Raw genomic sequence first — 19,071 nt, forward strand, 5'->3', positions numbered from 1 at the left:
AATTCTACAATATGACGAATAACAGGTTTAGTAAAATATAATGCAAAATTTAATTTCATTAAGTACTGGATTATTGATGAATTTTCTGTTATTCTTTTATTATGAGACATTTGCTCCACTCCTATGGTTAATATTGTTATAGTGTAACAACATATTAAATACCATAAAAGCGAGCATTTGTCTCTATTTTTTATTAAATTTTTTCATGTAAGTTTATTATGGTAATTTATGTTAGTGAATTTTCTCATCTATAGTTAATGATTTTAAGTTGCACAGAATTGAAGCGAATATCATGCCAAAGAATAAACCATCATTAAAAGTAGTTGAAAAATTGGGATTTTACGATGAAGGAATAGCATATAAGTATCTGAAAATTAATGGTAAATGGGAAGACCATATACACATGGTTTTATTAAACGACAAAGTATGATTAGGAGGTGCACAAAATAATGAAAGATTTGGCAGACAGAAAAGGTGATAGATTCAAAATAAGATTTGCAGTAGAAAATGATGTGACACTTATATTAAACTTTATAAGGGAGCTGGCGGAATATGAAAAACTTTTGTCAGAAGTTGTGGCGACAGAGGAATTATTAAGAGAATCTCTATTTGAACGTAAAGTGGCAGAAGTTATCATAGGGGAATACGATGGAGAACCTGTAGGATTTGCATTGTTTTTTCACAATTTTTCTACATTTTTAGGGCGACCTGGTATTTATCTTGAGGACTTGTATATAAAGCCTGAGATGAGAGGCAAAGGATTTGGAAAAATAATGTTGGCGTTTTTGGCTAAATTAGCCTTGGAAAGAAACTGTGGCAGGCTTGAATGGAGCTGTCTTGACTGGAATGAGCCGTCTATTAAATTTTATAGGCAAATAGGTGCTGTGCCTATGGACGAGTGGACTGTATACAGAGTACATGATAAAGCATTGGTAGATCTTGCAAAAAGATTTTATGACTTCTTTACGTAAGTTTTTAGTTTTTAAATTGTATAGATAAATTAAAAGAGGCCTCAGATGAGTATTTGAAATATACTTCTGAGGTTTTTTGATTTTCAAGCTATAAAGCTTTCCGTTTTGGAATTGTGTGATATATTATGGAAATCGCGGTTTGTATATACTAATGACATATAAAAATATATATTATATAATATACCGGAAAGGGGGAATGCGGTTTGCGCAAGATTAAAATGTTATTTTTATATCTATTAATGTTAGCTGTAGTTTTCGTGCCTGTCATATCATACGGTGATAGCGGACTTCCACAATTTCAGTTTGGTTCAAGGCTTTTATACACAGGGACTTACGGTACTGATGTATCGGAGCTACAAAGCATATTAAATAGCATTGGATTTAGCACGGGTGCTATTGATGGTGTTTTTGGCAACAACACATTAAATGGAGTGTTGGCTTTTCAAAAAGCAGAAAACTTGGTTGCAGACGGGATTGTAGGACCTAATACTTACAATGCTATTCAAAATGCTTCGTGGGAAAATCCAGTCGTCTATTATGTACAACCAAATGACAATATCTATTTTATAGCGAAGAAATATGGAACATCCATTCAAGATATTCTGGATGAAAACGGATTGAGTGACAACGCATTTTTATATGTTGGCGAAAAGCTACTTATACCACATCCGCCAGTGACAGTACCGCAACAGCTTGACAATGCTTCTAATTATCAGGAACTTAAAGACAATATTGAGACACTGCTTAGCCAGCATACAGGAAATTACGGAGTATACTTCATAGACTTAAACTCTGGCGAGACATTTGATATAAATGGTTATGATTCTTTTATTGCTGCCAGTACCTATAAAGTTCCTCTAAATTTTTATGTGTATACACTTATAACTGAAGGGAAATTAGATCCAAATATGGAAATCCAGTATACGTCGCAGGATTATGAAGGCGGCTCTGGCTCTATACAATACGATCCTGTTGGAACTTATTATACAATTAGGGAGCTTTCAAAAAAATCTATAGAAGAAAGCGACAATATAGCATCAAATATGTTGATGAGAGTCGTAGGATATGACAATTATTTGAATTTTATAGAAAGTTTAGGTGCTTATGTCATACCATATTCAGATAATGTCACATCCCCAAGGGATTTAAGCATCTACATGGAGGATATATTAAATTATGCAAATGCGCACAGCAGTACGGCAGGAGAGCTTCTAAGTTATCTTGAAAATACTATTTATAACGATAGGATTTCATATCCTTTGCCAAGCAATATAACCGTTGCTCATAAAATTGGAAATCTATCAAATGTAGTAAATGATACAGCTATTGTTTTTTATACGCAAAAACCGTATATTTTGACCATTATGGGCAACAATGTAGATGGATCTGATAATTCGGATGCGTATACTGTAATAAGGGAAATATCAAAGATGGTATACGACTTCCAGGTCAGTCATTAAAAAAGCCGGGATTACCGGCTTTTTTAAAACTCATCGCGTATGATTTTTTCTATTACATCGCTGACACCATCTTCTAAATTGGATTTTGCTACATAGTTGGCGTTTCTTTTTATGGCGTCATCAGCGTTTCCCATGGCGACGCCAAATCCTGCTTTGATTATCATTTCTTTGTCATTGTCTTGATCGCCTATTGCTACAACCTGATTAATGTCTACGTTGAGAATATCACATAATTTTATGAGTGCGGATCCTTTTGTAATGCCATAAGGGAGAATTTCTATAAAATATTCGTCTGACTGTACGCACGTAAAAGGCTCGTTTGATGATTGCCTTATTTCGTCTACAAGCTCTAAAGATGTGTCCCTATTTCCTCTGAAAAGTACCTTTATAATTTTATCAAGTTTGCTGAGATCTTCGATTAAATCACATTTTACGTGTTCTGTTTCCATGTATGATTTGATGAAATCAGATATTTTATTTATGTATATGCCGTCTATACTGTATACAAGAATGTCTACATCGTATTTTCCTTCTTGCCATTTTTTCGCGATAAGCTTATACAAATCATCAGAGAGATAATTTTCATGCAGTATTTTTTTATTTATATGATCGTATATTACACATCCGTTAAAAAGTATGACAGGCACATCAATATCAAGTTCTTTTATGTATGGTGTTGCTGATATGATGCCTCTACCTGTTGCTAATGTGAAAATGCCTCCCATATTGCGAAACTTTTTTACACTATTTTTCGTGGCTTCAGAGATCTTTTTTTTATCGTCTAATAAAGTCCCATCTGCGTCTGCTACAACCATTTTGTATTTCATATGATCACCCCAAATAATATTTACACCGTATCTATTATACAATTTTTTCGATTTTAAGACCAGTGAAAAATTTTTTATGAGATATTGTTCGCAAATCGTATATATGTTAAAATTATAAAAAAATTATGGGGAGGAGATATAATGATAACTTGGAAAGAAGATTTTAGGCTTGGCATTGACGAGATAGACAAGCAGCATAAGAGACTTTTTGATATTGCAAACGAAGCGTACGATTTATTGAAGAATGAATTTGCCATTGATAAATACGATCATATCGTAGAAATAATAAAAGAGTTGAAGGACTATACGATTTACCATTTTGACTATGAAGAAGACTACATGAAAAGCATAGGCTTTAAAAAGTTGCTTTCACATAAAGTGCTGCACGATGACTTTAAAGAGAAGATTAACAACATAGATTTAGATAAGATAGATCAAAATCAAGATGAATACATAAAAGACATTTTAAACTTTTTGGTGGATTGGATTGAGAAGCACATATTGAAAGACGATAGGTTATATGCAGAAAAGCAATAAAAAACAAGGTGGCACTGTGTGGTGCCACCTTGTAAATTACTTTAATGGTGTAAATGGGCAGTATCCTATTTCATCGCATCTATTTTTCATGTCAGCCCATAGTTTATCATCTTCAATTGCCTCATAGGCCGTGGGATATAGGATGTAATTTTCTTTAAAGATATGATCTCTCATGTTGAATACGATGTAGCTTGATAGTTCTTTCGCTCTGTCTTTAAAATCTGCAAAATCGATGTAGTCGATGTTGCTTGCAAGCTCTACCAAACTTCTTTTTCTCAATCGTATCTCGTCATGCTCAAGACGCATTATCCTTGTTGGACCTGTTATACCCAGTTTTTCCAGTTCAGGGAACAATACGTCTTCTTCTCTTTTGTGGTGCTTTTCAGCGCTTAAAATGCCTTCTGCAGTTTCTTTTAAATCTGATAACAAGGCTTTGTCTTCCTGTGGTGACGACATTTTCTGTATCTTTATGTTTAAAAGCTCTAATTTGTCAAGTAGCTTTAGTATTTCATCGTGTTCCAATATAAGTGTTTGCAGTACGTGATCGTCGGATAATGATTCTTTCAAGCCGTTTAACTGTCCTTCCAGCATCTCCATGTGGACCGAACAAAGCCCTCTTAGTTCCTCTGCTTTCATTCCTTCATCAACTAATTTTTGTTCTGCTAAAGATAATTCTTCGGCAGTAAGGTCTTCTATCAATTCCTTTGCTTCGCCTTTTACCGTCTCAGGATCTTCGCTATTATTAAGCCTTCTAAGTACGTCAGCTAGTTTATCAACTCTATTTTCCATGATATACATCCTCCTTTTTCTATTTCCAGTATACAAGAAACTACATCAAAATACTGTGATTTAAATCACAGTATTTTGATTGGAATAAAATTTTTATTCATTTTATTTTTTTGTAGTTTTGTTTTAAAATAAAATTAAACTTAGAAAAGGCGGATGAATATTGTGAAGGTATTTTGGTTAATTATCTTTGTGTGGAATATCATTACGTTTGCCACTATGGGTGTAGACAAGTACAAAGCCACTCATGGAAAGTGGAGGATTAAAGAAAGAACTCTTTTTCTTTTGTCATTTTTGTTGGGAGGTATTGGCGTTTTTTGTGGTATGTATATATTCCACCATAAGACAAAGCACATAAGCTTCAAGGTTTTAGTACCTTTGGCGGTATTTACAAATGCAATGTCTATATACTTTTTGTACAAGATTTTAAATATCAATCATTAAGGAAAGATATTTTATATGCTAACATGTAATTCACATTGACAACAATTGAATTTCAGTTATTAACAAACTTATCCACAATATCCACAGAAAATATATCAACATTAACATTAATAATCGAAGTCTTAAAAGGGAGTGGTAAAATGCGAACCAATGATTATCAATTAGAGTTGATGTACCTTAATAGGACTATCGGTTTTATCGAGAATGAAATATACAGATTAAAACAAATGCTCATGATAGAGGGCACAAATATAAAGCAGTTGAGGGAAGATGTTTTACAATATGCACCGAGTATACCTGACAATTTTTATAGATTAGTAGAGGTGAATCCATATATCAATGAGCTTAAAAACCATATTGTGTACTATAATGAGATTTTGAAAAACCTTAAATCATTGAATAAAATGATTAGTTCTCCTTACTTCGGCAGATTTGATTTTGTAGAAAGTGGTTCAGATTTATTAGAAAAAATATATATAGGGCTTAGGACTTTAAGAGATCCGAATACATTCGATATTATCGTATACGATTGGAGAGCGCCCATATCAAGTGTGTTTTACAGGTTTGAAAAAGGCAGAGCTTTTTATAAAGCTCCTGACGGAATTATAGAAGGAAACTTAGTGCTAAAGAGGCAGTACAAGATTGAGAATCAAAAGCTAAAATATTACTTTGACTGCAATGTAGTAATAGACGATGAGATTTTAAAAGAAGCCTTAGGACGTAATTCTACGGCAAAGATGAGGACAATTGTTGAGACTATTCAAAAAGAGCAAGACAAGATAATAAGGGATGTAGATGGCGATGTTTTAGTAGTTCAAGGTGTTGCAGGAAGCGGGAAAACGTCCATAGCACTGCACAGGATAGCGTATTTGCTTTATTTTGAAAGAGATAAAAATTTAAAGAAGGATGATATACTCATAATTTCTCCTAATAAAATTTTTAGTCAGTACATAAAAAATGTGCTGCCAGAGTTAGGTGAAGAAAATGTAAATGAAATTATCTTTGAGGACTTTGTAAAAAATGCCATAGGAGATGTAGTACATGTTGAGGAAAGGTCCGATTATGTAGAAAGGCTTTCGTCGTGTGAAGACAAAGTCATGTTGGATTCTGCAAGGCTTAAAAATTCTTCGGAATTTATTGTGGTTTTAGACAGACTTTTATCATATTATGAGAGGAATGTGATAGAGTTTAAAGATGTGTATTACGATGGCAAAGTAGTGTACAGCAGGTATGATTTAAAGAATGAATTTTTAAATGACAAGATGAACAGACCAATGAAAAAAAGACTTGAAAGATTAGAGATGAAGATATTTGATAAGATCCATTATCTTAGAAAAGGAAGGCTTTCTAAAATTGAAAGGTTTGTTGAAGATCGCAAAGGACATGAATTTGAAATAAAGGCATACAGCCGCCTTTTGTCCATAAAAGAAATGAGGAGGATTAAAAATCAATTAAATAGTTTTACAGATGTAAATTTCTTATATATTTATAGATTGCTGTTTTCTGATAAAGATTTGTTTAAAAGGCTTTCATACGGACTAAACATAGATTTATCTGAAAATTTTTTTAAGATAGCTGAATTGACTTGTAAAAACATAGATGATGGAAAAGTATATTACGAAGATATCGGGCCGTTATTATATTTGAAGTACAAAGTGGAGGGATTTACGGCTTACAAAAAAATAAAACACGTTGTGATAGATGAAGCACAAGACTATTCACAGATTTTTTATGAGATATTTAAATTGATGTTTTATGATGCTAAATTCACTGTATTGGGAGATGTGAACCAAACACTTGACAGAGGAATAAATGAGGCTTTTTACGATCTTATTGATGAAGTTTTTGCCGGAAGGAAAATAAAGAAGTTTTTCGTAGAAAATAGTTACAGATCTACTTATGAGATAAATGAATTTTCTATTGGATTGCTTAAACATCCTCCAAAGATAATGCCGTTTGAAAGGCATGGTGACAAACCGCAATTAGTGAGTAGAGGCAGTTTTGAAGAAATATGCAAAAATATAGCAAATAACGCTTCGGAACTTTTTGCAGATGGATATAAGACGATTGGCGTCATTGCAAAGACAAAAGATGAAGCGAATAAAGTCTACGGCACAATGAAGAATTTTATCAATGTGAAACTTTTAAACTCAAAAGACGACGAAGTGATAGAAGGCATAAACATACTTACGCCTTATGAGGCTAAAGGTTTAGAATTTGACGTTGCGTTTGTCTTTAATGCATCGAATGAAAATTACAAAACCGAATACGATAGAAATCTTTTATACATTGCATGTACGCGAGCGCTGCATAGACTCATATTATATTCTTTAGGTGATTTTTGTAAGTTTATAGGATAAATTTTATTTTCACAAGTAAATTTGCTATAATTTTATAAAATAATGAAGAAAGTAGGTGGTTCTATGGAAGCTATTAAAATCGATACGCCCTCAAGAGAGGCTATTATTGATATAACTGATGAAGTGAGAAAAATTGTAAAAGTAAGTGGCATAAAAGATGGCATTTGTTTCATCCATGTGCCACACACTACGGCAGGTGTGACGATAAACGAAAACGCTGATCCCGATGTAAAAGAGGATATATTGAGAGGTCTTAATGAAATCATTCCTCAAATAAGATTCAAGCACATAGAAGGAAATTCAGATGCCCACATAAAATCTGTCTTGGTAGGGACAAGCATTAATTTGATGATAGAAAATGGGGATATACAGTTAGGCACATGGCAAGGTTTATACTTCTGTGAATTTGATGGTCCAAGGCATAGAAAGGTGTACGTTAAAATAGTGTAAGGATAAGGGGGATAATTGTTGTGACCAAAGAGCATTTAGCTGAATTGGTAGATGGTTTAAAAAATATCATTATATACAAAAATGTAATGAAAGATGCTACAGTAGACAAAGCTATAAAAATTTTAAATTTACTCGTCAGTGAAAAAATAGATGAAGGCAAAGTCTATGAGCTGTACAGCGACTTATTTTCGGATTTATCGAATTATGCTGTGGAAAATAATGTGTATTCTGGGATTTGGAAATCGAAAATAGATGAATTAGCGAGAGTCGATGAAAATATATTTAGCATGTTAGCTGAGAAATTTGGACAAGGTTTGATTGATGAAACATTGAAGATGGCTACAAAAAGAGAGCTTGAATACTTAAAAAAACTTTCGGAAGTGGATTTTGCGGATTGTCTTAGAGAGTGTTTGAAATTTAATGCAATTTCGTGGGAACATCTTATCACATTATCTGAAGGTGATAAACAATATTTGTTAGACTGTGATAATGCTGATGATATAGTAAAATACTATGGGGAAAATGGTTGTGGCATATATGGAGTGTATAGAGCCTTTAGATGGCTTGATGGAAAAATTGTTGGTGTAGAAAATCCCGATCCTGTTGAATTTGAAGATCTTGTAGGATATGAAGATGAGCACAGAATTGTCATAGATAACACAGATAGGTTTTTGAGGGGTTTGCCAGCCTCAAACATTTTGCTTTATGGAGATAGAGGAACTGGCAAATCCTCAACTGTAAAGGCTGTATTGAATATGTACTATAAAAGAGGTCTTAGGCTTATTGAGGTAAATCGCCAAGATCTTTTGGATTTAAACAAAATTATAAGTGTCATAAGCAAAAGAGGACTTAGGTTTATTCTGTTTTTGGATGATTTATCGTTTGAAGAAAATGAGACTGAATATAAAATTCTAAAATCGACACTTGAAGGCGGTATAGAGAAGCTTCCTACCAATGTTTTAATATATGCTACTTCAAATAGAAGGCACATGATAAAAGAGTATTTAACTGATAACGTACAAAGTGAAATTCATTCATTAGATACAAAGCAAGAAAAACTTTCATTGGCAGATAGGTTCGGAATAACTGTTACTTTCCAATCGCCTGGCAAAGAAGAATATTTAAAGATAGTTGAATCTTTAGCTCAAAAGTACCATATTGATTTAGACAGAGATACATTGATAAGAGAATCGATGAGATGGAGCTCTTGGCATAATGGCATGTCACCAAGGACTGCCAGACAATTTATCGATCATTTAAGAACTTGGTGATGGGATTTCAAAATCCCTTTATTTTTTTATTTTTGGAAAAAATTTTCGACATAATTTGCCTTTATTCAGTATAAAATGCTTGGTTTTATAACTTTAAAGGCGTATAATTGGCTATTTATGAGGTGTTAAATGTTTACGGATGGAATATTATATCATTTTCTGTCGATAAAAAATATTCTAAAAAAAGAAGGATTTTTGAGGGATAAATAGAATATTATAATAGAATTTTTACTTTAATAGTAAATTTTTGATAAAAATACAAAGCTTAGAACGAATTAAGGAGGTAAAATTATGTATTACAAAAGAGTAAGCGAGTACGTATCGACAATAAACTATGGTGACAAGACGATAGTGAGGAAATACGCTGTAGTAAAATCAGAAGTAAAAGTATTTAATGGCGGCGAAAATGTTGATGTGCCGTCGTACGGAATCGAAATTGCGGAGCAAATAACCGAGAAGGGTATAGTAAAGGAAGAGCTTGGTGATGTAGTAGTTCATGTAAGTCCATACAAAGACAAAGTGGAAGATATGGCAAAGAGATTTTGCATCGATGACTTGTCACCGCTGCATTTGTCAGACATAATGGATGATTTATATTATCAATACATAGATGATTACGATGAATATGCAAAGGAATGCAAAATTGCAATATGAGGGCTTAAAGCCTTCTTTTTTTATTGCAGTTTTAAGTTTATAATAACATTAATAGAACGATAATGGAGATGATGTTTATGAAGATCGTATCAAATGGAGAAATGAGAGAAATAGAATCTATAGCCATAAATTCTCTTGGGATACCATCTGTGTGCCTTATGGAAAATGCCGGCCGCGTTGTGGCAGAACATGCTTCAGAATACCTGTTTAGTTGTAAGAGAAATAATGTGGTGATTTTGTGCGGTAAAGGAAATAATGGCGGAGATGGTTTTGTTGCTGCAAGATACCTTTTCAACAGAGGTTTTGATGTGAAGGTCTTTGTAGTATCAAGTATAGGATTGATTTCTGGTGATGCAAAGAAAAACCTCGACATAATAATCAATATGGGGATTTACGTAGCGGAAATTCTTCAAAAAGAGCAACTAAAATTTCTTGAAAAGAGCATCAAAGAATCTGATTTAGTCATAGATGCGCTACATGGAACAGGTCTCGATAGAGAAGTGTCTGGTATAAGTAGAGACATCATAGATATTGTGAATGGATCTGGCAAATACGTCATATCTGTCGATATACCATCAGGAATAAATGGTGACAATGGGCATGTAGAGGGTTGTGCTATAAAAGCAAATGCCACGATAACGATGCAATTTCTGAAAAAGGGGATTGCTGTATATCCGGGTGTAGACTACGCTGGGAAAGTGGTTGTGGCAGACATAGGCATACCGAATAATTTAGTGGACAATATTAAGTGCAGATACAATATGATTTCGCAGGACGATGTTGCATTGCCGAAAAGGACGAGGAATACCCATAAAGGAGATTATGGCAAGCTTTTGATTGTGGCTGGTTCAAAAGACATGACTGGTGCAGCAGCTTTGTGCGCTATGAGTGCAATAAAGACAGGATGTGGCATAGTTAAATTAGCTGTGCCAAAGGCTATACAGGGAATTATGCAAAGCAGTTTGAAGGAAATCATAACGTATGGATTGAATGACAAAGATGGGGCATTTTATTTAGGCTCAGTTGGTGAAATATTAGAATTGGCGAATACTGTAGATGCTGTGGCAATAGGACCTGGGCTTACATGTAGCGGCGATGTAAAAGAGTTTGTCAAGGAAGTCATATTAAGGCTTGAAAAACCATTAGTTCTTGATGCGGATGCGTTGAATGCAATATCTGATTCAGTGGATATGATAATCGGCAAAGATGTCATTTTGACACCACATATGGGTGAGATGTCGAGATTATCAGGTGTTTCTGTTGATGATATAAATAATAATATATACGAAACTGTTGAAAAGTTCATTTCAAAGTATAAAGTGACACTTGTGCTTAAAGGTTCAAGAACAGTAATAGGAAACGATACTGAAGGCATATATATTAATTGTACAGGGAATCCGGGTATGGCTACGGCAGGCTCTGGAGATGTCTTGACAGGCATGATATCGTCATTTTTGGTTCAGAGATTAAAAGGAGTAAAAGCGGCCATTTACGGAGTTTACTACCATGGAAAAGCAGGTGATATGGCTTCAGAAAAGTATGGAGAATACGGACTTACTGCGACAAACATACTCGAATATATTCCATATGCAATGAAAATGTAAAGAGGTGATGTGATTGAGGAGACTTTTGTTTGTGCTATTGCTTATATTGACTATTTTTTTGTCAGGATGCATAAAGAAGTCTCACTTAGATGTGCCTTCAAATGTAAAAAAAGCAATTCAAAGTTTAAAAGGCTATACTTCAGATGTTGAGGTTCAGCTTAATAATAATAAAAATGTCAAGAGATACACTATGAAACAGTTTTATAAGGATGGAAAGTACCGCATGGAGATATACGATGAGTCCAATAAACCTGATAAAGTTATCGTGTACGACGGTAATAGAAGTTACATGTATTTTTCGAAAATAAATCAGACATTTATAGAGGATGATAGCCAAAATATACCTGCATATTCCCTTTTTTCATCATTTATAGACAATTTTAAAAAAGCCGGAGAGATAAAAGAAAGCGAAGACGGTGAATTTTATCAAATTGATGTTCCGATTTTAAACGGAAACACTTTTATGTACAATGAATCGGCTGAATTTTCAAAAAAGGATTATAAACCGGTATCTATGAAGATTTTCGACATAAATGGGAAGGTTTTTGCTGAGATGAAATACGCAAATTTCGTGTATAATCCAGAGTTAGATGATGGTCTTTTTACTCAAAAAGATATTTCTACATTCAGCAGATACTTCCGTACTGATATTAATATGTCTGTAGATATAAAAGATGTATATAAATACTCAGGTATAAATCCAGTATTTCCTGAATACATGCCTAAAGGTTATGCTCTTGAAAATATAAGCATAGATATGTCAAATAATAATTCAATTAATTTAACATATTTAAACGGTAATGATATAATAAAAATTGTTGAAAGTGTTAGCGCTTTTGATGGGAAAGTCTTTGATAAAGAGCGCATTGGAAATACTATTTATTATAAAAAAGGGAATAGATATATTTTAGATAGAAATGGTCTCATTGTTGATTTGATGATTAATGAAAAAGTCAGTTCTGACGAAGCACTGATGATTTTAAATTCTTTAATGTGATTTGGAGGTAATTATGCTTAATTTGTATAGACCAACATGGGCAGAAGTTAATTTGGATAATATAATTCACAACTACAAAGAGATAAGAAAAATCACTGATAAAAATGCTGGCATAATGGCAGTAGTCAAGGCGAATGCCTATGGGCATGGTTCGTATGAAGTGTCGAAGGAATTGATAAATTGTGGTGTAGATTATCTGGCTGTTGCAACAATAGACGAGGCTTTGGAACTAAGAGAGCAGGGTATATCAAAGCCAATACTCATTTTAGGATATACTCCAGCAAAGTTTGCTGATGTGATTGTAAAGTACGATATTACTCAGACAGCATTTGAGCTAAGTTACGTAAAAGAGGTAGCAAAGGTAGCTCAAAAGCTTGGCAAAGATGCTAAGATTCATGTTAAGATAGATACAGGGATGGGTCGCATCGGCTACAATGACATGAATAAAGCTTATGAGGAGATTTTATCCATGTCAAATCTTGTTGGAATCAACATTGAAGGCATATTTAGCCATTTTTCGTCATCAGACGAAAAAGACAAGGAATATACGTTAAGACAGCTTGAGATCTTTTTAAATCTTATAGAAAGGCTTAAAAAGTCGGGCTTATACATTCCTATTAGGCACATAGCAAACAGTGCTGCAATATTAGACATGCCGGAAACACACCTTGACATGGTAAGACCGGGGATTATACTTTACGGCAGTTTCCCTTCAAGTGAAGTTAATAAAAAAATCGATTTACTTCCAACTATATCATTAAGATCTAAAGTCGTCTATGTTAAAGATGTGGGTGAAGGAGAATATATAAGCTACAACAGGACGTATAGGACAAACAGAAAAAGCCGCATAGCAACTTTGCCTATAGGATATGCGGATGGCTTAAATAGGCTTTTATCAAATAATCACAATGTCATAATAAATGGCAAATACGCTCCTATAGTTGGTAAAATATGCATGGATCAATGTATGGTTGATGTGACAGAGATTGAAGATGTTAAGGAAGGAGATGTTGCTACTATTATGGGAGAAGCAGATGGCAAATTCATAAGCGCTGATGAAATTGCAAATAAATTAAAAACTATCTCTTATGAAGTATATTGTGGAATATCCAGACGGGTACCAAGAATATATATATTTAATGGAGAGATAACAAAAGTAGAAAATTATTTAAAATGTTAAATATTATGTATAAAAATAATAAAGATTGACATTAATATATATAGCAGTATATAATAAATTATATAAGTGTGTTAGGAGGTCATAATTGTGGGCGAGACAAAAAGAATACTCGTCAGTTTGCCGGAAAGCTTACTGGAAGAAGTTGATGTACTTGCAGCTATGGAAAATAGAAACCGCAGTGAATTTATAAGAGAAGCCATGAAATTGTACATTAAAGAGAGAAAGAAGATGAAGATAAGGGAGAGCATGAAGAAAGGGTACCTTGAGATGGCGGCTATAAATGCAGAACTTGCGGAATTGGGCCTAACCGCTGACAACGAATGCTTTAACGGATACGAAAAGAAATTGAAAAAGTGTGATTGATATGATTGTAAAGCGTGGAGATATTTTATATGCTGATTTAAGCCCTGTCATAGGCTCAGAACAGGGTGGTGTTAGGCCCGTACTTGTAATACAGAACGATATCGGCAATAAGTACAGCCCTACAGTTATCGTGTCAGCAATAACATCTCAGATAAACAAAGCTAAATTGCCGACACATGTTGAGATAAATGGAACGGAATACGGTCTTAATAAGGATTCAGTTATTCTATTAGAACAAATAAGGACTATAGACAAAAAGCGGCTAAGGGAAAAGATAGGTCATTTTGACCAAGAGATGATGGAAAAAGTAAATGAGGCATTGCAGATAAGCCTTGGATTGATAGATTTTTAAGGACAGCTTAGAAAAATGTCCTTTTATTTTTATGGCATTTTTCGCGATTTAAAGAGATTTTTGTTGAAATAGGCGAGTTTTTTGTATAAAATAAACTAAAGAAGGGGGCTTAGCTTGTGAAGAAGATTTATGGATTGATATTGGTATTTGTTGTGATGTTAGCTGTAATTGGAATTGTGTACGCTGATTCGACTCAAGATCCCGGTAGTCAACAGGATCCGATAGTCACAAAAAGCTATGTAGACAGCAAGTACGATGATTTAAAAAGCTACATAGATAGCAAAGTAGGTACATCAAGCAGCAATTACGACATAGTTGAGCTAAAACCTGGTGAAAGCATTACACTTTATCAAGGATCTGAGGCTATAGTCAGAACAGATAATACATCAACGATTGTCACCAGCACTGATGGTGTATCGGATTTGACGGGTGGAAAAGATTTAAAAAACAATGCATTGATACCAGCAAATCATCTGCTGCTTTTCCCACGGTCAGATGGCAGAGGAATAAAGGCGAAAGCTGATACTATAATCGTGGTAATGGGAAAATACACAAAAAATTAAAATGCGCTTTAAAGCGCTTTATTTTTTTCTAAAATATGGTATTGCTCAAGGTTATATTAAAGTGATATAATTCAAGTGATACAATACTAAAATAATGAAGGAGAGATATTCTTTGAGTCTAAAGAAAATACTCGTATTTTTCGTAGCACTATCATTAGCAGTATCTGCAATTGTAGATGTATCCAGAATTAGCGTTGAAAATAAGTACAACACGGTGGAAACCGTGGCTGACCTTTATAACTTTGAAAATTTGGCTGAGAATACGGGAATGAGCGTACAGGACGTTTTGACGACATTTAAAGAGAACGGCTTAAAAGGAGTGGCAGTACCTGAAGTCACATTAAACAGGCTTCAAGAAATCGGTAAAATATCCCTTTACAAGATGTCGGATGTGGAAAATATTTATAACCTTAAGAATACTACTGGCAATTCTGCATTGACGTCATACCTTAAAAGTTTAAGCGACAGCCAAAAAAGGATCGAGAAAGATTATATCGTTGCAACTACAGATGATGTTTCGACTTATGATTTCTTGAAGTCATCTTTGACTAAAAGGGTACCGTCTGACAAGTTGATTATTTTAAAAAATGGAAATAACTATGCATTTATTTTAAACGAAGATATGGATACTTTTGCTGACCAGGGCTTAGGTTTTGACAAAAATGATTTAGACATGGTAAAATCATTGGGTCTTGATATAATACCAAGGGTTGAAAATTACAATGGCATAAAAGACAAAGACATACAAAACTACGTAGAGCTTTTAAAGCATTACGGCGTGAAGACAGTAGTGTTTGGCGGAAATGATGTATTGGGAAACCCTGATAAAATATCGTATGCAGCATCTTTATTTAAAAAGAACGGAATCGCCATCGGAATTATTGATACACCTATGGGGAAAAGCTTACAAGCTGGAACAGAAAAGTTTACGAAATTTGATGGTTATAATGCAGCTAAAGTTTACGGCCTTTCTGAAGCTGAGACAGCTAAGTACGATACAAGTGGAATAGTTGACAGATGGTACAGATCTATCATAGAGAGAGATGTGCGAATTGTATATATCAGGGCAAAAGTCGATACGACTAAGTCTCAAAATTACAATTTGAAGCAGAACATATCCATGTTAAAAGAGATAAATGACCTTGTGAATTATGCAGGACTTAATTTAGGCGTAGTCAGGCCTTTAAGCCCGATTCATCAATCAAAGATAATGGAATTGTTGATTGCATTAGGTGTTGTTGCAGGTGGAATTCTCCTCTTAATGCTTTTTGGACTTAGAGAAAGGTACTCTTTAATACTTACGATTTTAGGCATCGTCATATCGTCGCTTTTGATTTTAACAAAGTACAATGACCTTGGCGTCAAATCAGTAGCTTTGTTGTCATCTATTATATATCCATCGCTGGCTATAGGGTATTTTATCGATGGCAGCAAAAAGATTATCGAGAACGGAGAAGATGGCCATTATGTGAGAGATTCGCTTTACATTTTTTTCAAGACTGTTTTAATATCTTTAGCCGGTGGGCTAATAATTGCAGCAATTATGGCAGATAGCAAATACATGTTGAAATTAGACTACTTTAGAGGCGTAAAACTATCATTTACGGTACCGGTGGTAGTGTATATAGCGTATTACGGCTATAAAGTGTGGGGTATAAATACACTTAAGAAATTTACCGATGCTTCTATCAAAATACTAAATACAGAAATTAAAATATGGCATGTATTAGCTGTTTTGATAGCTGGTTTTGTAGGAATTGTATATATTTCGCGAACAGGCAATTCACCAGTCATAAAGCCTACATCTATAGAGCTTAAGTTTAGAAGCTTGCTCGAACATTACCTTGTGGCAAGGCCAAGGACAAAAGAATTTTTAGTTGGATATCCTGCTTTGATATTAAGCATATACGCTGCCAAGAAGAAATCAAAATCAATGAATTTTATATTTGGAATACTGGCATCTATAGGAATACTATCTATGCCTAATACCATGAGCCACGTGGAAAGTGTGCTTAAAATTGCATTAGAACGTACTGTAATAAGCTGGGTGTTTGGACTTATAATAGGATTAGTTGCATTAAAAGTTGTTGATATTTTTATGAGATATATAAAGGTGAAGAATGTTCACAATTGATTTTACTTACTTTTATTAAGCCATGGAGGTTAAGATAATGAAAATTTTGATATCGGGGTATTATGGCTTTGAAAACACTGGCGATGATGCTGTTTTAGAATGCATCGTCGCTGGACTTAAAGAAAAAGGTATACATGATGTAACGGTGCTTTCAAATGCACCTTATGTTACTTCATCTAAGTACGGTGTAAAATCTATAAATCGAAATTCATTTAAAGATATTTTTAATGCAATAAAGAATGCTGATGTCATTATAAGCGGTGGTGGAAGTTTAATACAAGATGTAACAAGTAGTAAAAGTTTATGGTACTACTTATCTATAATTTTTTTAGGAATTTTACTGAGAAAAAAAGTATACATTGTAGGACAAGGAATTGGACCGATACACCGAAGATACAATAAAGTTCTTGCTAGTTTTTTGTTAAAAAGGGTAGATATGATTACAGTAAGAGATGAAGATTCTTTGTCTGTTTTAAAAGAACTTAATATCGATAAAAATGTCATTCTTGCTGCAGATCCCGTCGTCAACTTAAATGTCTGCAGCGATGAAAGAATAGAGAAAATATTGAAAGACGAGGGAATCGATAAGAATAGGTACATAGTTGTATGTACCAGAGAGTGGGGAAATAATGAATTATCGCGGGTAGAGCTTGCCAAAGCGATTGATGCCATATCTATGAAATATAACTTAGAAGTTGTTTTTTTGCCTTTTTACTATAAAAAAGATGAATTAGAGAGTCAGAAAGTAGCTAATTACTTAAAATCTCCTTATAAGATCGTAAGAGGTAAGTACGAGCCCAATGAGATATTGGGAATAATAAAAAAATGCAGTTTACTTATTGGGGTAAGACTTCATTCACTGATATTTGCTTTGGTGGCATTAGTGCCATTTATAGGCATATCTTACGATCCGAAAATTGATGGGTTTTTGAATTCAGTCGATTCAAAGATTTTTAAGATAGACAAGTTTTCTTCAGATGAGATAGCCAACTATGCTGAATCTATCTTAAACCATAGAGATAAGTTTATAGAGAATTTAAAAATTCATCTTAAATCATTAAGAGAATTGTCTAAAAACAACTTCTTATATTTAGAAAATAATGATGACGAGGTGTAAATATGGCTGGAAGGTTTGTGATTTTCGATGTGCCAATTGATAAAGTTAATATGAAGCAAGCTGTTGATACTGTGGAAAAATTTCTATCTGAAGATAGACTTCATATGGTTGCCACTCCAAATGCTGAAATTGTAATGATGGCACAGAAAGACCCTGAGTATAAGGAGATTTTAAATAAGACAGATTTAAATGTTCCTGATGGCAGTGGTGTCATTTTTGCATCAAAGATTTACAAGGAAGAGCTGCCGGAGAGAGTAGCGGGATTTGACTTGATGATGGAACTTATTAAAGTTGCATCTGCAAAAAAGTATAAGATATATCTTTTAGGTGCTAAATCTGATGTGGTGAAAGCTGCATATCTTAATTTGAAAAGGCAGTACAGTGAAATCGACATAGTTGGATTTCACGATGGATATTTTAGCAAAGATGATGAAGATGAAATCATATATGATATAAATGAGAAAAATACAGATTTGTTATTTGTCGCATTAGGCGCACCAAAACAAGAAAAATGGATATATGAGAATAGAAATAAATTAAAAGCAAAAGTGGCAATTGGCGTTGGTGGAAGTTTTGACGTAATAGCAGGGAAAGTCACTCGCGCGCCAGAAATATACAGGAAGTTGGGATTAGAGTGGTTTTATCGCCTTTTGAAAGAGCCATGGAGATATAAGCGAATGATGGCATTGCCTAAATTCGCAGTTAAAGTGTTGCTTTCCAGAAAACCGAAGTAATGCATAAGAAAGGACTCGTTTTTATGAGCGAAAAGGTAAAAAAGATCGTAATGGATTTTATTTGGATCACAATAGGAACACTTTTGCTTACTTTATCACTTGATCTATTTTTGATACCAAACCAGATTGCTCCTGGTGGTGTAAGCGGTCTTGCCATCGTTTTAAATTATATTCTCAAACTTCGCACTTATAAAAGTAGCTCTGTACCTTGATAATTCAATATTATTTGGCTATAAAATAGCATGAGACCTCCATTTTTGGTATAAT

At 33.9% G+C, this 19,071-nt stretch carries 21 protein-coding genes; 19 read left to right on the top strand and 2 right to left on the bottom strand.

The annotated features are described in order from the left end of the window. Positions 1–268: 268 nt before the first annotated feature. The 3 genes from HNR52_RS10640 (at position 269) to HNR52_RS10650 (ending at position 2,431) form a co-directional block, all read left to right on the top strand. The gene (locus HNR52_RS10640; RefSeq protein ID WP_435620562.1) at positions 269–430 is read left to right on the top strand and encodes a GNAT family N-acetyltransferase; all 162 of its coding nucleotides are present in this window, start codon (positions 269–271) and stop codon (positions 428–430) included. A 19-nt stretch (positions 431–449) separates the two neighbouring features. Continuing rightward, a complete protein-coding gene (locus tag HNR52_RS10645; RefSeq protein ID WP_013787213.1) occupies positions 450–971 on the top strand; it encodes a GNAT family N-acetyltransferase in 522 nt (173 codons plus the stop codon). Positions 972–1,210: 239 nt separating this feature from the next. After that, positions 1,211–2,431, top strand: coding sequence for a serine hydrolase (locus HNR52_RS10650; RefSeq protein ID WP_435620563.1), 1,221 nt, complete (start codon positions 1,211–1,213; stop codon positions 2,429–2,431). Between the two features lie 23 nt (positions 2,432–2,454). Here HNR52_RS10650 and HNR52_RS10655 read toward each other — a convergent pair whose 3' ends face one another. Continuing rightward, a complete protein-coding gene (locus HNR52_RS10655; RefSeq protein WP_435620564.1) occupies positions 2,455–3,258 on the bottom strand; it encodes a Cof-type HAD-IIB family hydrolase in 804 nt (267 codons plus the stop codon). Between the two features lie 141 nt (positions 3,259–3,399). Here HNR52_RS10655 and HNR52_RS10660 point away from each other — a divergent pair, with 141 nt between their 5' ends. Continuing rightward, positions 3,400–3,795 carry a bacteriohemerythrin gene (locus tag HNR52_RS10660; RefSeq protein ID WP_013787216.1) on the top strand — a complete coding sequence of 132 codons (396 nt, stop codon included), beginning with the start codon at positions 3,400–3,402 and terminating at the stop codon, positions 3,793–3,795. Positions 3,796–3,831: 36 nt separating this feature from the next. Here the strand turns inward: HNR52_RS10660 and HNR52_RS10665 are convergent, their stop codons facing one another. Beyond that, positions 3,832–4,584, bottom strand: a complete 753-nt coding sequence (locus tag HNR52_RS10665) for a DUF438 domain-containing protein (protein WP_435620565.1) — start codon at positions 4,582–4,584, stop codon at positions 3,832–3,834. A gap of 189 nt (positions 4,585–4,773) precedes the next feature. Here HNR52_RS10665 and HNR52_RS10670 point away from each other — a divergent pair, with 189 nt between their 5' ends. The 15 genes from HNR52_RS10670 to HNR52_RS10740 all read left to right on the top strand — a co-directional run bounded on the left by HNR52_RS10670 (position 4,774) and on the right by HNR52_RS10740 (position 19,016). Next, entirely contained in the window at positions 4,774–5,025 is a 252-nt protein-coding gene (locus HNR52_RS10670; protein ID WP_274893994.1) for a DUF1294 domain-containing protein, read from the top strand. A gap of 140 nt (positions 5,026–5,165) precedes the next feature. Next, complete coding sequence (locus tag HNR52_RS10675) at positions 5,166–7,385, top strand: HelD family protein (RefSeq protein WP_435620566.1); 2,220 nt, start codon at positions 5,166–5,168, stop codon at positions 7,383–7,385. Between the two features lie 63 nt (positions 7,386–7,448). Beyond that, positions 7,449–7,835: a secondary thiamine-phosphate synthase enzyme YjbQ gene (locus HNR52_RS10680; RefSeq protein ID WP_013787220.1), complete on the top strand. Its 387-nt coding sequence runs from the start codon at positions 7,449–7,451 to the stop codon at positions 7,833–7,835. Positions 7,836–7,855: 20 nt separating this feature from the next. After that, on the top strand, positions 7,856–9,106 hold the full coding sequence (locus HNR52_RS10685) for an ATP-binding protein (RefSeq protein ID WP_435620567.1): 1,251 nt from the start codon (positions 7,856–7,858) through the stop codon (positions 9,104–9,106). Between the two features lie 291 nt (positions 9,107–9,397). After that, complete coding sequence (locus HNR52_RS10690) at positions 9,398–9,760, top strand: DUF6514 family protein (RefSeq protein ID WP_085113578.1); 363 nt, start codon at positions 9,398–9,400, stop codon at positions 9,758–9,760. 77 nt (positions 9,761–9,837) lie between these two features. Next, on the top strand, positions 9,838–11,364 hold the full coding sequence (locus tag HNR52_RS10695) for an NAD(P)H-hydrate dehydratase (RefSeq protein ID WP_435620568.1): 1,527 nt from the start codon (positions 9,838–9,840) through the stop codon (positions 11,362–11,364). Between the two features lie 13 nt (positions 11,365–11,377). Further along, complete coding sequence (locus tag HNR52_RS10700) at positions 11,378–12,361, top strand: LolA family protein (RefSeq protein ID WP_435620569.1); 984 nt, start codon at positions 11,378–11,380, stop codon at positions 12,359–12,361. A 13-nt stretch (positions 12,362–12,374) separates the two neighbouring features. Further along, positions 12,375–13,541, top strand: a complete 1,167-nt coding sequence (gene alr, locus HNR52_RS10705; protein WP_435620570.1) for an alanine racemase — start codon at positions 12,375–12,377, stop codon at positions 13,539–13,541. 87 nt (positions 13,542–13,628) lie between these two features. Then, entirely contained in the window at positions 13,629–13,904 is a 276-nt protein-coding gene (locus tag HNR52_RS10710; RefSeq protein WP_013297076.1) for a CopG family ribbon-helix-helix protein, read from the top strand. Position 13,905: 1 nt separating this feature from the next. Continuing rightward, a complete protein-coding gene (locus HNR52_RS10715) occupies positions 13,906–14,256 on the top strand; it encodes a type II toxin-antitoxin system PemK/MazF family toxin (RefSeq protein ID WP_014758038.1) in 351 nt (116 codons plus the stop codon). Positions 14,257–14,372: 116 nt separating this feature from the next. After that, on the top strand, positions 14,373–14,819 hold the full coding sequence (locus HNR52_RS10720; protein ID WP_013787227.1) for a hypothetical protein: 447 nt from the start codon (positions 14,373–14,375) through the stop codon (positions 14,817–14,819). Between the two features lie 112 nt (positions 14,820–14,931). After that, positions 14,932–16,953, top strand: coding sequence for a DUF5693 family protein (locus HNR52_RS10725; RefSeq protein ID WP_435620571.1), 2,022 nt, complete (start codon positions 14,932–14,934; stop codon positions 16,951–16,953). Between the two features lie 37 nt (positions 16,954–16,990). Then, positions 16,991–18,070 carry a polysaccharide pyruvyl transferase CsaB gene (gene csaB / locus HNR52_RS10730; protein WP_435620572.1) on the top strand — a complete coding sequence of 360 codons (1,080 nt, stop codon included), beginning with the start codon at positions 16,991–16,993 and terminating at the stop codon, positions 18,068–18,070. Positions 18,071–18,072: 2 nt separating this feature from the next. Beyond that, on the top strand, positions 18,073–18,804 hold the full coding sequence (locus HNR52_RS10735; RefSeq protein WP_435620573.1) for a WecB/TagA/CpsF family glycosyltransferase: 732 nt from the start codon (positions 18,073–18,075) through the stop codon (positions 18,802–18,804). Then, positions 18,804–19,016: a YitT family protein gene (locus tag HNR52_RS10740; protein WP_435620574.1), complete on the top strand. Its 213-nt coding sequence runs from the start codon at positions 18,804–18,806 to the stop codon at positions 19,014–19,016. Before HNR52_RS10735 ends, HNR52_RS10740 begins: the two co-directional genes overlap by 1 nt. Positions 19,017–19,071 lie beyond the last annotated feature (55 nt).

It is taken from the genome of Thermoanaerobacterium thermosulfurigenes, assembly GCF_051201035.1.
GTDB lineage: Bacteria > Bacillota > Thermoanaerobacteria > Thermoanaerobacterales > Thermoanaerobacteraceae > Thermoanaerobacterium > Thermoanaerobacterium thermosulfurigenes.

What these genes read in the sequence shown, in the direction of transcription:
- HNR52_RS10645 (WP_013787213.1), top strand. Translation starts at nt 450, where the DNA reads ATGAAAGATTTGGCAGACAGAAAAGGTGATAGATTCAAAATAAGATTT.
- HNR52_RS10660 (WP_013787216.1), top strand. Translation starts at nt 3,400, where the DNA reads ATGATAACTTGGAAAGAAGATTTTAGGCTTGGCATTGACGAGATAGAC.
- alr (WP_435620570.1), top strand. Translation starts at nt 12,375, where the DNA reads ATGCTTAATTTGTATAGACCAACATGGGCAGAAGTTAATTTGGATAAT.
- HNR52_RS10715 (WP_014758038.1), top strand. Translation starts at nt 13,906, where the DNA reads ATGATTGTAAAGCGTGGAGATATTTTATATGCTGATTTAAGCCCTGTC.
- HNR52_RS10735 (WP_435620573.1), top strand. Translation starts at nt 18,073, where the DNA reads ATGGCTGGAAGGTTTGTGATTTTCGATGTGCCAATTGATAAAGTTAAT.
- HNR52_RS10680 (WP_013787220.1), top strand. Translation starts at nt 7,449, where the DNA reads ATGGAAGCTATTAAAATCGATACGCCCTCAAGAGAGGCTATTATTGAT.
- HNR52_RS10655 (WP_435620564.1), bottom strand. Translation starts at nt 3,258, where the DNA reads ATGAAATACAAAATGGTTGTAGCAGACGCAGATGGGACTTTATTAGAC.
- HNR52_RS10665 (WP_435620565.1), bottom strand. Translation starts at nt 4,584, where the DNA reads ATGGAAAATAGAGTTGATAAACTAGCTGACGTACTTAGAAGGCTTAAT.
- HNR52_RS10695 (WP_435620568.1), top strand. Translation starts at nt 9,838, where the DNA reads ATGAAGATCGTATCAAATGGAGAAATGAGAGAAATAGAATCTATAGCC.
- HNR52_RS10650 (WP_435620563.1), top strand. Translation starts at nt 1,211, where the DNA reads ATGTTAGCTGTAGTTTTCGTGCCTGTCATATCATACGGTGATAGCGGA.
- HNR52_RS10740 (WP_435620574.1), top strand. Translation starts at nt 18,804, where the DNA reads ATGCATAAGAAAGGACTCGTTTTTATGAGCGAAAAGGTAAAAAAGATC.
- HNR52_RS10675 (WP_435620566.1), top strand. Translation starts at nt 5,166, where the DNA reads ATGCGAACCAATGATTATCAATTAGAGTTGATGTACCTTAATAGGACT.
- csaB (WP_435620572.1), top strand. Translation starts at nt 16,991, where the DNA reads ATGAAAATTTTGATATCGGGGTATTATGGCTTTGAAAACACTGGCGAT.
- HNR52_RS10690 (WP_085113578.1), top strand. Translation starts at nt 9,398, where the DNA reads ATGTATTACAAAAGAGTAAGCGAGTACGTATCGACAATAAACTATGGT.